Here is a 16041-nt window from a genome sequence, read left to right on the forward strand (position 1 = left end):
GTGAAATTCAGCGCTTATTGCGCGCGAGGCGGATCGTTACTCTGCCGCCATCGAATTCCAACCTTCTGAGACCTCTCATGAAAAAAGTCCTCTTGCTCAATGGCGGCAAAAAGTTCGCCCACTCCGACGGCCGCTACAACGCCACCCTGCACGACACCGCGCTCAGCGTGCTGGATCGCGGCGGCCTGGATGTGAAGACCACGTTCATCGACGAGGGCTACGACCTCGCTGAAGAAGTCGCCAAGTTTGTCTGGGCCGACGTGATCATTTATCAGATGCCCGGCTGGTGGATGGGCGCGCCGTGGACCGTGAAGAAGTACATCGACGAAGTCTTCACCGAAGGCCACGGCAGCCTGTACGCCAGTGATGGTCGCACCCGTTCCGATGCGTCGCAAAAGTACGGCAGCGGTGGTCTGTTGCAGGGCAAGCAATACATGTTGTCCCTGACCTGGAACGCACCGCAGCAAGCCTTCGACGACCCGACCGACTTCTTCGAAGCCAAAGGCGTGGACGCGGTGTACTTCCCGTTCCACAAGGCCAACACCTTCCTTGGCATGACCGGTTTGCCGACGTTTTTGTGCGTGGACGTGATGAAACGCCCGGACATCGAAGGTGATGTGAAGCGGTATGAGCAGCATTTGACTGAGGTGTTTGGTCTGTCTGTTTAAGTTTTCCGGCTACTATCCGTCGCAACGGCGGGAAAGATCGCAGCCTGCGGCAGCTCCTACAGGTGGTGTACACCCGGTGGTTCCTCCTTGTAGGAGCTGCCGAAGGCTGCGATCTTGGCGATTCATGCCACGCCGATTCGCAAAGAGGACCCACGTGAAAGCCAGATCCGATGAATTGCAGATTTTCGTCTGCGTGATTGAATGCGGGTCGATTTCCGCTGCGGCCGAGCAGGTCGGGCAAACGCCGTCGGCGGTCAGTCGCACGTTGTCGCGCCTGGAAGCCAAGCTCGACACCACGCTGATCAACCGCACCACCCGGCGCATGGACCTGACCGAGGAGGGCAAATATTTCTTCGAACACGCCAAGCTGATTCTCGATCAGATGGACGAGCTCGAAGAACGCCTCAACTCCCGCCAGCAAACGCCGTCCGGCCGCCTGCGCATTAATGCGGCATCACCGTTCATGCTGCACGCCATCGTGCCGTACATCGATGAGTTCCGCCGTCTCTACCCGGACATCCAGCTGGAACTCAACAGCAACGACCTGATCATTGACCTGCTGGAACAAAGCACCGACATCGCCATACGCATCGGCACGCTGGCCGACTCGACTTTGCATGCGCGCTCGTTGGGTTGCAGTCCGCTGCACATCGTCGCCAGCCCGGCGTACCTCGAGCAACGCGGCACCCCCGTTGCCGTCGCCGATCTCAACGACCACACGCTGCTCGGCTTTACCCAGAACGACGGCCTGAACCAGTGGCCGCTGCGCCATGTGCACGGTGATCGCTGGCCAATCAACGCGGCGATCAACGCCTCCAGTGGCGAGACCGTGCGCCAGCTGGCGCTGGAAGGCCAGGGCATCGCCTGCCTGTCGGATTTCATGACCTACGCGGATATCCGCGCCGGACGCCTGAAGGAAGTGCTGGCGGATTTCAACAGTGGTTACCGCCAGCCGATCAACGCCGTGTACTACCGCAACTCGCAACTGGCCCTACGCATCCAGTGCTTCCTGGACTTCATCCAGGGCAAATTGGCGGTGTACGCGAATTCCGATTTCAAAGGCTGATTCGTGACCCCTGCGCAAGAGTGAATTGGGCCAGCGGCTATGTTTCGACACGGATCGGTCGTTGATACTCGTTGCATCACTTATTAACGCAGGGAGTTTCTCCATGAACGTATTCGTTACCGGCGCTGCCGGTTTTATCGGCGGCTCCATCGCCACGGGTCTGGTCCAGGCCGGCCATAAAGTGACCGGTTTGGTGCGCAGCGCCGAACAAGCCAATGAACTGACCGCGCTGGGCATTACGCCAGTGATCGGCACCCTCGATGACAGCGCTCTGCTGGCCGCACAAGCCCGCGCCGCCGACGCCGTGATCAACGCCGCCAGCAGCGACCATCGCGCGGCGGTGGAAGCCTTGCTCGATGCGCTGCGTGGTTCCAACAAAGTGTTCCTGCACACCAGCGGTTCGAGCATCGTCGGTGATGCGTCGGGCGGTAAATCCAGCGACGTCATCTATTACGAAGACAACCTGCCAGCGCCGACCGTCGATAAAGCCGCCCGCGTGGCCATCGACAACCTGATCCTCGCCGCCGCGAAGGACGGGGTGAACTCGGCCGTCATCTGCAACACCCTGATCTACGGCAACAGCCTGGGCGTCAAGCGCGACAGCGTGCAGTTGCCGCGCCTGCTGAAACAAGCGCGCAAAAGTGGTGTGGTGCGCCACGTCGGCACCGGTCAGAACATCTGGTCCAACGTGCACATCGAAGATGTGGTGGCCCTGTACCTGCTGGCGCTGACCAAAAACGTACCGGGTACCTTCTACTTCGTTGAAAGTGGTGAATCTTCGTTCGTCGACATGACCACGGCGATGGCACAAGCGCTGAATCTGGGCGAGCCGCAAGACTGGCCGCTCAAGGATGCCGAAGCCGAGTGGGGTTATGAAATGGCCAACTATGGCCTGGGTTCGAACAGCCGGGTGCGCGGCAAACATGCCCGTGAACAACTGGGCTGGGCGCCGAAACGTACTTCGGTGACCGAGTGGATCCTGCACGAAATGGTGTGATCTAACGGCTGGCTAATACAGGGCCCGCCGACGAGCAATACGCTTGTCGGCGGGTTTTTTGTGTCTGGCGAATCCAATTATTTTTCTGCGGCTGACGTCCCCGAAAACAGGGGGCTCATGAGGGTATTTAATTTTTAGTTTATATCGCATGAGGTCATTCAGATATTTCCTACTAGGCTGTCACCCTGATAAACATAATTAAAACTCATGGCAATAAATAACCGCTGTGTCTTCTCGTAAAGGCATATCCCGAGCGAACCGTATGACTTCGCCTCTTCAGTATTTATGACGGTCGGCATTGATGCCTTAGACCCGCTAATAAGCCAAGGCTAGAGCGCTGGATTCACTGGGTTTCAGCGCCAGTCAGATCGGCCTGCTGATTGCGGCGGCTTATTGGCTCCAGGTGTTTACCGGGGTGTTGATTACTTACGTGGCCGACTGGCGCGTCGACCAACTGCGTCTCGCGGCTTTTCTCGGTTTCTCGGCGGCGTTCTGTACGCTGCTGTTTTATTTCATGCCCCCGCACTTGTGGATCTTTGTGTGCCTGAGCATGTTGTTCACCGCGCTGGCGTTTATTGCTCATCAGAGGATGCGAAGTTCAACTCATGACACAACGAACGTTTACAGCCGTCTGCTTTGATATGGATGGCGTGCTTGGCGACGGCGCAACTGGAGCGGCACAGCGATGAATGCCTGGTGTTCGAAGACTCGGTCAGCGGTGTGCAGTCGGCGATCAGCAGCGGCGCGCTGTGTGTCGGCATCGGCGATGACCCGACGTTGACCCATCATGGCGCGGCGCGAGTGTATGCGGACTTCACGGCGCTGCCGGTCTCGCTGACGGATTTTGGACCCCATGTCCTGGGGGGTGGCGGTCTATTCATCAGTGGGCGCGTTGTCCAGAGGTTCGCCCGCTCATGACGCCGACGCTGCAACACGCCACGGTCTTGTGGGACTTCCTCGGGTCAGGGCGCCAGCACCCGGCTTGCGAACTGATCGTCGTCTGCGGGTCCTATGATTTGCGGGTCTGCGATTACGCCTGCGAACTGTTGAAAAAAGGCGTCGCCCCGCATCTGCTGTTTACCGGCAATACCGGCAACTGGACGAAGCATTTGTGGGAACGCACCGAAGCCGATATTTTTGCGCAACGGGCCCTGGCGCTGGGCGTGACGGCGGATCAATTCACCCTGGAACCGCGCGCTACCAATTTTGCCGAGAACATCGCGTTTGCCAAGGCGTTGTTTCCTTACGTACGTCAAGCGACGTTCCTGACCAAGCCGAACTCGATCCGCCGTGTGGCCTTGACCTTGCCCGTGCAGTGGCCCGAACTGGAGGCTTGGGTGGATGCGCCGTCGTTCAGTTTTCCCGGTGAGATCAGCAACCTTATCGGCGTCCTGGGACTGATCGACGAAATGGTCGGGGATGTGCACCGCATCATGGTTTACCCTTCGCTGGGCTTCCAGACCGAGCAGGTGATTCCCGACGAGGTCCAGATCGCCTGGCGCTACCTGGTGGAGCAAGGGTTCGATCACCATTTGATCAAGGGCAGGAGCTGAGGCCTGGAGACTGACATGTTGTACGACACACTGATTCGCAACGCCCTGATCATCGACGGCAGCAACACGCCCGGTTATCCCGCTGATGTAGCGATTCTGAACGGCCGCATCGAGCGTATCGGCGACTTGCGCGATGCCCGCGCCAGCGAAGAAATCGACGCTGCCGGTCGGGTACTGGCGCCGGGTTTTATCGACGTGCACACCCACGACGACACGGTGGTCATCCGCCAACCGCAGATGCTGCCCAAGCTCAGCCAGGGCGTGACCACGGTGATCGTCGGCAACTGCGGAATCAGCGCCTCGCCGGTCAGTTTGCGCGGCGATCCGCCGGACCCTATGAACCTGCTCGGCACGCGCGCTGCGTTTGTTTATCCGACGTTCCGCGACTACCGCGCCGCCGTCGAAGCGGCGAACACCACGCTGAACGTGGCGGCGCTGGTCGGTCACACCGCGCTGCGCAGCAATCACCTCGATGACCTGTTTCGCACGGCCACCGCCGATGAAATCACTGCGATGCGCGAGCAATTGCGCGAAAGCCTGGCGGCGGGCGCGTTGGGGTTATCCACAGGCCTGGCGTATGCCAGTGCGTTCTCGGCGTCCACCGATGAAGTCATGCAACTGACCGAAGAGCTGACAGCCTTCGGCGCGGTCTACACCACCCATTTGCGCAGCGAATTTGAACCGGTGCTGGAGGCGATGGACGAAGCGTTCCAGATCGGCCGTCATGCGAAAGCCCCAGTGATCGTTTCCCACCTCAAGTGTGCCGGCGTCGGTAACTGGGGCCGCAGTCCGCAGCTATTAGCCTCCCTTGAGCACGCCGCGAAAACCCACCCGGTGGGCTGCGATTGTTATCCCTACGCGGCGAGTTCCTCGACCCTGGACCTCAAACAAGTCACCGATGCCCATCGCATCACCATTACCTGGTCGACGCCGCATCCAGAAGTGAGCGGCCGCGACCTGCTCGACATCGCCGCCGAGTGGGGCATGCCGTTGCTCGACGCCGCCCGCCGCCTGCAACCGGCCGGTGCGGTGTATTACGGGATGGACGAAGCGGATGTGCGGCGAATCCTTGCGCATCCGTTGTCGATGGTTGGCTCCGACGGTTTGCCGGAAGACCCGTTTCCCCATCCACGTTTGTGGGGCGCATTCCCTCGGGTACTCGGACATTTCAGTCGTGACGTCGGGCTTTTCCCGCTGCACACCGCCGTGCACAAGATGACCGGATTGTCGGCGGCGCGCTTCGGCTTGAAGGAACGTGGTGAAATTCGTGCAGGGCATTGGGCGGACCTGGTGCTGTTTGATCCGCTGACCATTCGCGACGTGGCGGACTTCCATGATCCGCAGCGGGCGGCGGAAGGGATTGATGGGGTTTGGGTCAATGGCGTGTTGAGTTACAGCGAAGGCCAGGCGAACGGCAAAAGGGAAGGACGGTTTTTGGCGCGGGAAGGGGATTTGCGCGACGGTTTCCAGTAAACATTCCGAGAGCTGCATCACAGTGATGGCACTCTGCAATTAAAGAAAGCCATCGCCAAGCCGAAGCGCTGACATCCAGCCCAACTACACTGGGTCTTTTCAACCAGGGAGCACCCCATGAGCTTCGGCAAAACCACCCCGATCCTGCGGATTTTCGACGAGCGCAAAGCCGTGGAGTTCTACGTCGATTTCCTGGGCTTCAAGATCGACTGGCAGCATCGCTTCGAAGCCAATTTCCCGTTGTACCTGCAAGTCTCCCGGGGCGAATGCGTGCTGCATCTGTCCGAACACCACGGCGATGCCACACCGGGCTCGGCACTGCGCATCGAAACCGATGAGCTGGAAGCCTTCCAGCAACAACTGAGCGACAAGGATTACACCTACGCCAAACCGCAGATCCAGGCCACGCCATGGGGCAGCCAGGACCTGACCGTGACCGACCCGTTCGGCAATCGGCTGGTGTTTACCAATGCAATTTGTGTTTGAGTTTCAGCCTTCGTCAGGCGCGCGGTGGGTCTGGCGAAACTCGCCGGGCGGCATCCCGCGCCGGCTCTTGAACGTACGGTGAAACGAGCGAGGTTCGGTGAAACCCAGGTACTGGGCGATGTCCTGAATCGGCAAGGTGCTGTTCAGCAAGTAATGCTCGGCCAGCTCCTGGCGCAGGTCATCGAGGATCTGCTGGTACGACGTGCCAGCCTGATGCAACTGGCGTTGCAGCGTGCGCACCGACACGGCGCACTGCTCGGCCACCTGTTCTTTGCGCGGCAGCCCTTCCTTGAGCAACTGGCGCAGGATGTTTTTGACCCGCTGCTCCAGCGACGCGTCCTCCAGCGTGGCCATTAATCCCAGGGCATGTTCTTCCAGGGTGCGCAGCAATTGCGGATCGGCCTGGCGCAAAGGCAACTGCAAATACGGCAACGGCACAATCAGTGCCGAATAAGGCTGGTCGAACAGCACCGGGCAGTCGAAGAACTGTTCGTACTGCGCCTGCGCCGTATCGGCCGGTCGCGCATGTTCGAGCCAGACGGCGGCCGGTGACAGTTGGGTATCGGCGATCCAGCGCGCGTATTGCAGCCAGGAACCGAGCACGTTTTCCACCAGGTGCCGGCGGATTCGCGGCCGTTGATGACGGCACGTCCAGATCAGGTGCACGTGACTGTCCTGCACCTCGGCGCGGCTGACCCCCATGTCGCCCACCAGTTTTTCGAACGGCATGATGCGACTCATGGCATCGCCCAAGGTCGCGCAGTTCATGGTGATGTAACCCAGCACGCTCCAGGAGTTGGGCAACACAAAACGCGCGGCATTGAGGCCAAACAACGGGTCCCCCGAATGCTCGCAAAAATAATCGAGCAACCGCTCATGAGCTTCGCCCGGCAATCGCAGGCTGTTGTCGCTCAATTGCTGCGCCTGCAAGCCGGCCGCCGCCAACGCCGGCTCGATGGCCATGCCCAGTTGTTCGGCATGGCGCACGTATTTAAGCAGCGGAGGGACCGAGGTGAAGCCCAGGGATTGCATGATCGTAGTCCTTTGATCAAAGCCCGCGTGCGCGGATCAATGCGCTGAAAGGTAAGTTGAAACCACAGCTAAAGTAAATGGCTGAGGTTTACGCGACGTTTGACTCAATTGGCTACTCGAACTGGCCGGATGCGACCGTGACACTTTTCGGCAGCTGACTAGTATGGGCTCCTGAAATATCACTGATCAGAACCGCAAAAGGACACACGCATGCGACGCTGGAACGGCTGGGGAGATGCAACCACGGTGGTCGAACTGCCGGCCCAGGGCGCGGGATTTCTCAATGAGCGGCTAGGTGCCGGTCGAGCGCTGCCCGATGCAACGCTCGAAACGGCATTGGCCCGCGTGCCCGTCTCGCGGTTGCCGGAACATCCCTCGTACAGCGTGACGGCGCAGGATCGTCTGCTGCATGCGCGGGGTCAGAGCCTGCCCGACTGGCTGGCGCTGCGCGAAGGGGCGCCGGGGATTTATCCCGATGCCGTGGCCTTCCCCGAGAGCGCCGAACAGATCCGCCAGCTCCTGGCGCTCGCCCAGGCGCAGGACCTGTGCCTGATTCCTTATGGCGGCGGCACTTCGGTGGCGGGGCACATCAATCCGCCGAGTTCCACGCGGCCGGTGGTGACGGTGTCCCTGGCCCGCATGAATCGCCTGACGGACCTTGACGAACAGAGTTTGCTAGCGACCTTCGGTCCCGGCGCGACAGGGCCGCAGGTGGAAAGTCAATTGCGCGCCCGTGGTTACACGTTGGGGCATTTCCCGCAGTCGTGGGAACTGTCGACCCTGGGCGGTTGGGTTGCCAGCCGCTCCAGTGGCCAGCAATCGCTGCGCTACGGGCGAATCGAGCAATTGTTCGCCGGTGGCACCCTGGAAACATTTGCCGGACCTTTGGAAATTGCCACCTTCCCGGCCTCGGCCGCCGGTCCCGATCTGCGCGAGGTGGTGCTGGGTTGTGAAGGCCGATTCGGGATCATTTCCGAGGTCAAGGTGCGGGTCAGCGCACTGCCGGCCGATGAGCGTTTCTATGGGGTTTTTCTGCCCGATTGGCCGCAAGCGCTGCAAGCCATCCGCCAGTTGGCCCAGGCCCGCGTGCCGCTGTCGATGCTGCGCTTGTCCAACGCCGTGGAAACCGAAACCCAGTTGGCGCTGGCCGGTCATCCGCAGCAAATTGCCTGGCTGGAAAAGTACCTGGCCCTGCGTGGCGCCGGTGTTGGCAAATGCCTGCTGACGTTCGGCGTGACCGGCAATCGCCGGCAAAATGCGCTGTCCCTGAGTCAGGCCCGACAGCACCTGAAGGCCTTCGGCGGTGTGTTCACCGGCACCTTGCTCGGCAAAAAGTGGGCGCAGAACCGCTTCCGTTTTCCCTACCTGCGCGAGAACCTGTGGAACGCCGGTTACGTGGTCGATACCCTGGAAACCGCCACCGACTGGAGCAACGTCGACAACCTGCTCAGCCTGGTCGAAAACAGCCTGCGCGACGCCTTGGCCGCGGAAGGCGAGCGGGTGCATGTGTTCACGCACCTGTCCCATGTCTATGGCGAAGGGTCGAGCATCTACACCACGTACGTGTTTCGCCCGGCAGCGGACTACGCCGCCACCCTGGCGCGCTGGCAGGCGCTCAAGCAGGCCGCCAGCCAGACCATCGTCGACAACCACGGCACCATCAGTCACCAGCATGGCGTGGGCAAGGATCATGCGCCGTACCTGCTGCGGGAAAAGGGCGCGCTGGCGATGGACACCTTGCAGGCGCTGAGCCGGCATTTCGATCCGGCCGGGCGCCTGAACCCCGGCACGCTGTTGCAGGAGTGACGGCCATGAGCCTCGACTGGAACGCGGCGTGGCGCCAGCTCGTGCTGCCGACACTGGCGGATGAAACCTGGGACCTGATTGTCATCGGCGGCGGCATCAGCGGCGCCGGCATCCTGCGTGAAGCGGCACGCCGTGGCTGGCGTTGCCTGCTGCTGGAGCAGCGCGATTTCGCCTGGGGCACATCCAGTCGTTCCTCGAAAATGGTCCATGGTGGCTTGCGTTACATCGCCAAGGGCCAGTGGCGCCTGACCCGCGATTCGGTCCGCGAACGCCAGCGCCTGCTCGACGAAGCGCCGGGGCTGGTGGAGCCGATGAGTTTCCTGATGCCGCATTACCGTGGCGGCTTTCCCGGCCCGCGAGTATTGGGTGGTTTGTTGAGCGTCTATGACGCACTGGCCGGGCGGCGCAGTCATCACTTTCATGACGCGCAGCAGCTGGGATATCTCGCGCCGGGAGTGAAGCAAAAAGACCTGCTGGGCGGCACCTGTTTTGTCGATGCGCTGACCGATGATGCGCGCCTGGTGATGCGGGTTTTGGGCGAGGCGCGGGCCGACGGCGCCGTGGTGCTCAACGGGATGCGCGTGCAGCAATTGCTGCGTGAAGAGGGGCGGGTGTGCGGGGTTCAGGTCGAGGACGAGGAGGGTGGTTCGTCGCTGCGGTTGCGTTGTGCGGTGTTGGCCGTGGCCACCGGCGCCTGGGCTGAACGCTTGCGGCCAACCGATGCTCCCCGCCAATTGCGCCCTTTGCGCGGCAGTCATTTGTTGCTGCCGGGCTGGCGCCTTCCCGTAGCGCAAGCCTTCACCTTCCTGCACGAGCGCGACCGTCGACCGGTGTTTGTTTTTCCTTGGGAAGGCGCCACGGTGGTCGGCACCACGGACCTCGATCATCAGGAAGATCTGGACCAGAGCGCGAGCATCAGCGCCGAGGAACTCGACTATCTGCTGGCCGCCTGCGCCCAACAGTTCCCCGATGCCTGCGTAGTTGCCGCCGATGTGTTGTCGACGTGGTCGGGCGTGCGCCCGGTGGTGGGCGGTGCGGCGGGTGAGTACCAGGGCAAACCGTCCAGTGAAACCCGCGAGCATGTGCTGTGGCTGGAACCCGGTTGCGTAACCCTGGCCGGCGGCAAACTGACCACCTTTCGCCCGCAGGCCATCGAAGTGCTCAAGGCTTGCGCGACGATGCTCGGGCGCGCCTTCAGTGATGACGGCGGCCCGGTGTTTGCCGCGGTGCCGCCGCTGGCGATTGAGGGGCTCAGTGGCAATCAATGGCGGCGCCTGGCCGGACGGCATGGCCGTGACCTGCCGAGGCTGGCGCAACTGATCGCCGAATTGGGCCATGGCAGCGTCGGCGCCACGGACACCTTGTGGGCGGAACTGGCCTTTGCCTGCGACACGGAAATGGTCCTGCACCTGGACGACCTGCTGCTGCGTCGCACCCGTCTGGGCTTGTTATTGCCAAGCGGCGGCGAGGATTACTTTGCGGCCATTCGCCGACTCTGCCAGCCACGGCTGGGTTGGGACGATGAGCGCTGGCAGCAGGAGCAGCAGCGTTACCAAGCGTTGTGGCAACGCCATCACGGATTGCCCTAATTCTCGCTTTGTAGCCGTTGTAGCAGCTGTAGCAGCTGTCGAGTGAAACGAGGCTGCGTCCGAGGACGAAGTCCTCGCAATCACGAATTCACGAATTCACGACTGCTTCGCAGTCGAACGCTGCCTCGCTCCGCTCGACAGCTGCTACAGGTTTTTAGTGTGTTTTTGAGATTGAAGATAAGCGCCGTCCCATCGAAGAGAGCTCCATGGATAACCACCCGAACAAGCGTTACCTGCTAGCGATCGACAATGGAACTCAGAGCGTGCGCGCGCTGCTCTTCGACTTGCAGGGCAATCTGCTGGGCAAAGGCAAGGTCGAGTTGCAGGCCTATTACTCGACACAACCTGGCTGGGCCGAGCAGGACCCGGACTATTACTGGGCGAAACTGGGCGAGGCCTGCCAACAGTTATGGCAGCAAACCGGCATCGACCGTGCACAGATTGCCGGCGTCTCCCTGACCACCCAGCGCGGCACCGTGATCAACGTCGATGCCCAAGGCAAGCCCCTGCGCCCGGCGATCCTGTGGCTCGATCAACGCCAGGCCGAAGTCGAAGGCCGGATCAAGGGACCGTGGGGCTGGCTGTTCAAACTGGTCGGCGCGCAAGCCACCGTGGACTATTTTCGCGCTCAGGCCGAGGCCAACTGGATCGCGCGCCATCAGCCGGAAGTGTGGGCGGCGACCGACAAGTTTTTGCTGCTCTCGGGGTTTCTGACCCATCGCCTGTGCGGGCGCTTTGTCGACTCGGTGGGTTGTTGCGTCGGCTACCTGCCGTTCGACTTCAAGCGCCTGCGCTGGGCCGCTCCCTCCGACTGGAAATGGCAGGCGTTGGCGGTGCGGCCCGAGCAATTACCCACGCTGCACAAACCCGGTGAAACCCTGGGTCACATCAGCGCCGAAGCCAGCCGCCACACTGGCATTCCCGAGGGCCTGCCCCTGATCGCCGCCGGTGCCGACAAGGCTTGTGAAGTCCTGGGCTCCGGCGTGGTCGACGCGGACACGGTGTGCCTGTCCTACGGCACCACGGCGACGATCACCAGCACCCGGTCGCGCTATCTGGAAATCGTCCCATTGATTCCGCCTTACCCGTCTGCGCTGCCGGATCAATACAACTGCGAGGTGATGATTTATCGCGGCTACTGGATGGTCAGCTGGTTCAAGAACGAGTTCGGCCTGCGGGAGATGCAGCAGGCCAAAGCGCAGGGAGTTGAACCCGAGCAATTGTTTGATGCACTGGTCAACGCCGTGCCGCCGGGCTCCATGGGCCTGATGCTGCAACCCTACTGGTCGCCTGGCATTCGCGAGCCGGGGGTGGAAGCCAAGGGCGCGATGATCGGCTTCGGCGACGTGCATACCCGCGCGCATATCTATCGGGCGATCCTCGAAGGTTTGGCGTATGCCTTGCGTCAGGGCCTGCAGAGCATCGAGAAGCGTTCGAAGGTCTCGATCAAGCGCTTGCGAGTCGCTGGCGGTGGTTCCCAGAGTGATGCGGCGATGCAGCTTACGGCGGACATTTTCGGCCTGCCGGCCGAGCGTCCGCATGTCTACGAAGCGTCCGGTCTGGGCGCGGCCATTTGCTGCGCGGTCGGGCTTGGGTTGCACGCGGATTTTCCCACGGCGATAGCGGCCATGACCCGGGTCGGCGCGGTCTTCATGCCACAGCCCGAGGCGCAGCAGGTCTACGAGCGACTGTACAAGGAGGTCTACCTGCGCATGTACCGCCAGCTCAAGCCGCTGTACCAAAGTATTCGCAAAATCACCGGCTATCCGGCCTGACGTTTGCTTCGCGTACAACGCAACCTTTTCGCATACGGCACACCCCCGTAGGAGCTGCCGAAGGCTGCGATCTTTTGATCCTGGCGGCCTCGAAGATCAAAAGCTCGCAGCCTTCGGCAGCTCTTACGGGTGTCGTGTAGACCGTGGGTGAACGTGGCGCTATCGGAGAACTTTTCTGGTGAGATTGGACAGTGTCAGCGGCGGGGTCGGTTGTTAGGCTCAACCCCCACTGCACCTCCAATAAGAACTAAAAGCAATGAAGCTGACATTCCTCCTGCTGCTGTTGTGTGGAACGGTCCCGACAGCTTGGGGCTGGTCCAACCATACGGTGGGCAGCTACCTGGCGTTGCAGGATTTGCCGATTTTGCGCGACGCCTCCCAGGTCGAAGTCGAACCGCTGGAGCAGTTTCTCGCGCAGCAATACGACGCCGTGACCGCGCTGCTGGAAGAGCAGGAACGCTTCGCCCGTCAGCACTTCGCCCAATACCCGGCGCGCCCCGACAACCTGCAACTGCCAGCCGTGCCCGGGGACAATCTGCGCCACGATTTCCTCACCGCGTTGCGCATCAATCCCCTGATTCATCTGGCCATGGTCATCCAGCCACTGCCGGGCAAGGACTTGCCTGAGCGTGAACACCTCAAGGCCGAGCAGGTGATGGTCGAACAGACCCTCTCACCGTGGAATCGCCAGCGGTTCATCCGCGTGGTCGACGGCGAAAAAGTAGCGCCCCTGGCCGTGCTCGCCAGCGCCGCCGATGAGCCCGATTACGGCCACGACATCAACCTGTTCAGCGACAACCCGGGCGAGGTCGGCGCGTTGTACGGCTTCGGTCCGCAACCGTTCGGCGATGCGCGGTTTCAGTACAGCTCCCAGGCGCCATTCCACATGGGCTTCTTCCATGAAAGCGCGGTGGTATACGCCGCCGCCGGATTTCTTCAGCGCAGTTGGCCGGACTGGCGCGCCTACCAGTACATGGGCTTGGCGCGACTGGCGTTTGCCAGTGGCCATCCCTACTGGGGCTATCGTTTTCTCGGCTGGGGCCTGCACCACATTCAGGACCTGACCCAGCCTTATCACGCCAAACCGCTGCCCGGCGTCGACCTTGCCAACCTGCTGCTGCTCGAAGGCAAGGCACTGGCCGGGTATGAGGCCGACAAGCACGCAGCCATCGAGCGGGTCGCCACCCGGCACATGGAAGTGGAGAAATATCAGGCGACCTGGCTGCGTCGTCTGCTGCGCACCGGTCAACCCCATCCGATGCTCGAGGCCTACGCCGATCTTGCACAAGACGCGAGCTATCCGCCGTACTCGGTGGACTACCTGCGCGACGTCGTAAGCGCCGAGTCCGCCGACGCATCCGCAGCGTTCGATGAAGCGATCGGGCAGTGGCTGGAGACGGCGCCGATCACCAGCGATTTCAGCACCGGCAACCAGGTGCAGCGTGAACATTACGACCCTCCGGCCTTGAACCAACAGCTGTTCAAGCTGCTGGGGCATTTCGGCGCGCACAGCCGGATTTATGTTAGTGCGGGCCTGGCGCCCTAGCCACCGCGACAACGTTGTCCGGACACAAAAACAAGAAAAATAGGGAAGGAGAAACAGACCATGAGGATTCGATTGCGCCTGTCTGGCGCGGCGCTACCCGGAGTCGGCCTGGTCGGGCTGCTGCAACTGTGTGCGGTCGACGGGGTGCAGGCGGTGGAGTTCAGCGTGCTGGACAAACAGGTGACCGGCTCGTTCGACAGCACCTTGTCCTATGGCCGCTTGTGGCGGGTTCAGGGCCGGGACAAGAGCAACGATGACGTCAACACCAACGACGGCAATCGCAACTTCGACACCGGGCTGGTTTCCGAGGTGTACAAAATCACCTCGGAGCTGGAGGCCAACTATCAGAACTACGGACTGTTCATGCGCGGCACCGCGTTCTATGACACCCAGCTGATGGACAAGCGCAACGATTACTACCGCAACAACAGCCCGTCGCAACCGAGCCAGAGTTACCCACAGGACGACCGTTTTACCGGCCAGACCCGCGACATCGCCGGCAGCCGGATCGAGATGCTCGACGCCTACGTCCATGGGAGTTGGGACGTCGCCCAGATGCCGGTCACGGCTCGTCTCGGGCGCCAGGTGTTCAACTGGGGCGAGGGGATTTTCTACCGTGGCGGGATCAACACCACCAACCCGGTGGACGCCGCCAAGTACCGATTGCCCGGGGCCGAGGTCAAGGAAGTGCTGGTGCCGGTGGAAGCGCTGAGCTTCAACGTCGGCCTGACCGATACCCTGACCATGGAAAGTTTCTACCAGATGAACTGGAAGGAAACCCGTATCGATCCGGTCGGCACGTTCTACTCGCAGACGGACCTGTTCGCCGACGGCGGCAACACCGCCTACAACGACTTCACCGGCACCGCGCTGGACACGCCGGTGCCCGGCTTCGGCAACGTGATCGATCTGTACAGTGCGCTGGGCAACAACCCGCTGCTCAAACAGGCCCTCGGCAGCACCGGCCTGTACGCTAACGGCGTGACCCCGGCCTTCGGCAACACGCTCAAGGTGGCCTCGGTCGGCAAGGATTACAACGCGCGCAACGACGGCCAGTTCGGCTTCGCCTTTCGTTACATCGCCGAAGAACTCAACAGCACTGAGTTCGGGTTGTACATGGTCAATTACCACGCCAAGGAGCCGACCGTCTCCGCTGACCTGGGGGGTTACAAGGGCATCGACATGAACGCCCTGACCAACCTGCTGACCAGTGTCGCCGGCAGTCAGGCGGGGCAACTGGCCAACGGTCTGGCGACCGCGGATGTGCTGGGCAACATTCAGGCGCATCGGCGCTACGCCGAAGACATCCGCATGTACGGTTTCAGCTTCAACACCACCCTGGGCCAGGCCTCGGTGTTCGGTGAAGTGGCCTATCGGCCGAACCTGCCCATCGGGGTCGCCGCCACCAACGATCTGATTGGCGACCTGGCCAATGGCGCTGCCGCCGCAGCGGCCGGCAAGACCATCAACATCGGTGGGCAGAGCGTCACGCTCGATAGCCAGATCAACAACGGCGAACGGGTGGAAGCGTTCAACACGTCCCTGGGCAGCATCTACAACTTTGGCCCGAGCCTGTCGTTCGACTCGATGTTCGGCGTGTTCGAACTGGCGTCCGAGCACCTGCGCGGCAGCAGCCTGCAATACACCGCGTATGACGGCAGCACCCGTTATTACGCCGGCACCGGTAACTATTCCTATGTGTCTGGCGGTGAACGGGGCGACCAGGTCGACCGCAATTCCTACAGCTACACCGCGATGTTCAATGGCACCTGGAACGATGTGTATGCCGGGGTCAACGTCTCGCCCTACGTCGTCTACAAGGATGACTTCAAGGGCAACAGCTACCAGGCGGGCAACACCATCGAGGGTCGCAAGGCCTACACCCTGGGGATCAAGGCCAACTACCAGAACAAGCTGGAGGCCGAACTGCAATACACCAATTTCTACGGCGGTGGGCAGGACAACGGTCTTCGCGATCGTGACAACGTCGGCTTCAACCTCAAGTACTTCTTGTGAGTGTCCAGACCCCACGGCCTGAGGCGCGGTTTCT

Annotated in this window: 14 protein-coding genes; 12 read left to right on the plus strand and 2 right to left on the minus strand. The window is 61.5% G+C overall.

Going from position 1 to position 16041, the window contains the following annotated elements; genetic code table 11:
• Positions 1–77: 77 nt before the first annotated feature.
• The 3 genes from mdaB (at position 78) to ACA071_RS03855 (ending at position 2731) form a co-directional block, all read left to right on the plus strand.
• Positions 78–668, plus strand: coding sequence for an NADPH:quinone oxidoreductase MdaB (gene mdaB, locus ACA071_RS03845; protein ID WP_497643207.1), 591 nt, complete (start codon positions 78–80; stop codon positions 666–668).
• Between the two features lie 154 nt (positions 669–822).
• Positions 823–1734, plus strand: coding sequence for a LysR substrate-binding domain-containing protein (locus ACA071_RS03850; RefSeq protein WP_497643208.1), 912 nt, complete (start codon positions 823–825; stop codon positions 1732–1734).
• A gap of 103 nt (positions 1735–1837) precedes the next feature.
• Positions 1838–2731 carry an NAD-dependent epimerase/dehydratase family protein gene (locus ACA071_RS03855; RefSeq protein ID WP_497643210.1) on the plus strand — a complete coding sequence of 298 codons (894 nt, stop codon included), beginning with the start codon at positions 1838–1840 and terminating at the stop codon, positions 2729–2731.
• A gap of 343 nt (positions 2732–3074) precedes the next feature.
• Here the strand turns inward: ACA071_RS03855 and ACA071_RS03860 are convergent, their stop codons facing one another.
• Positions 3075–3314, minus strand: coding sequence for a hypothetical protein (locus ACA071_RS03860; RefSeq protein ID WP_497643211.1), 240 nt, complete (start codon positions 3312–3314; stop codon positions 3075–3077).
• A 71-nt stretch (positions 3315–3385) separates the two neighbouring features.
• Between ACA071_RS03860 and ACA071_RS03865 the strand changes: the two genes are divergently transcribed.
• The 4 genes from ACA071_RS03865 to ACA071_RS03880 all read left to right on the plus strand — a co-directional run bounded on the left by ACA071_RS03865 (position 3386) and on the right by ACA071_RS03880 (position 6243).
• Entirely contained in the window at positions 3386–3649 is a 264-nt protein-coding gene (locus ACA071_RS03865; RefSeq protein ID WP_497643212.1) for a hypothetical protein, read from the plus strand.
• Positions 3646–4284 (plus strand): YdcF family protein, encoded by a 639-nt coding sequence (locus tag ACA071_RS03870; RefSeq protein ID WP_497643213.1) that lies wholly within the window; start codon positions 3646–3648, stop codon positions 4282–4284. The genes ACA071_RS03865 and ACA071_RS03870 overlap by 4 nt, the downstream gene beginning before the upstream one ends.
• 15 nt (positions 4285–4299) lie before the next feature.
• Complete coding sequence (locus tag ACA071_RS03875) at positions 4300–5757, plus strand: N-acyl-D-amino-acid deacylase family protein (RefSeq protein ID WP_497643214.1); 1458 nt, start codon at positions 4300–4302, stop codon at positions 5755–5757.
• A 117-nt stretch (positions 5758–5874) separates the two neighbouring features.
• Positions 5875–6243: a glyoxalase superfamily protein gene (locus ACA071_RS03880; RefSeq protein ID WP_497643215.1), complete on the plus strand. Its 369-nt coding sequence runs from the start codon at positions 5875–5877 to the stop codon at positions 6241–6243.
• Between the two features lie 3 nt (positions 6244–6246).
• On the opposite strand, the gene gliR is transcribed toward ACA071_RS03880, so the two are convergent.
• Positions 6247–7275 carry an AraC family transcriptional regulator GliR gene (gliR, locus tag ACA071_RS03885; protein WP_497643216.1) on the minus strand — a complete coding sequence of 343 codons (1029 nt, stop codon included), beginning with the start codon at positions 7273–7275 and terminating at the stop codon, positions 6247–6249.
• A gap of 210 nt (positions 7276–7485) precedes the next feature.
• Here gliR and ACA071_RS03890 point away from each other — a divergent pair, with 210 nt between their 5' ends.
• The 5 genes from ACA071_RS03890 to ACA071_RS03910 all read left to right on the plus strand — a co-directional run bounded on the left by ACA071_RS03890 (position 7486) and on the right by ACA071_RS03910 (position 16007).
• Entirely contained in the window at positions 7486–9081 is a 1596-nt protein-coding gene (locus ACA071_RS03890) for an FAD-binding oxidoreductase (RefSeq protein ID WP_497643217.1), read from the plus strand.
• A gap of 5 nt (positions 9082–9086) precedes the next feature.
• Positions 9087–10670 carry a glycerol-3-phosphate dehydrogenase/oxidase gene (locus ACA071_RS03895; protein ID WP_497643218.1) on the plus strand — a complete coding sequence of 528 codons (1584 nt, stop codon included), beginning with the start codon at positions 9087–9089 and terminating at the stop codon, positions 10668–10670.
• Between the two features lie 206 nt (positions 10671–10876).
• Positions 10877–12445: an FGGY-family carbohydrate kinase gene (locus ACA071_RS03900; protein ID WP_497643219.1), complete on the plus strand. Its 1569-nt coding sequence runs from the start codon at positions 10877–10879 to the stop codon at positions 12443–12445.
• 256 nt (positions 12446–12701) lie between these two features.
• On the plus strand, positions 12702–13991 hold the full coding sequence (locus ACA071_RS03905; protein WP_497643220.1) for a phospholipase: 1290 nt from the start codon (positions 12702–12704) through the stop codon (positions 13989–13991).
• 60 nt (positions 13992–14051) lie between these two features.
• On the plus strand, positions 14052–16007 hold the full coding sequence (locus ACA071_RS03910; RefSeq protein ID WP_497643221.1) for a DUF1302 domain-containing protein: 1956 nt from the start codon (positions 14052–14054) through the stop codon (positions 16005–16007).
• The last annotated feature ends 34 nt before the right edge of the window (positions 16008–16041 follow it).

The organism is Pseudomonas sp. LBUM1646, from assembly GCF_059716165.1.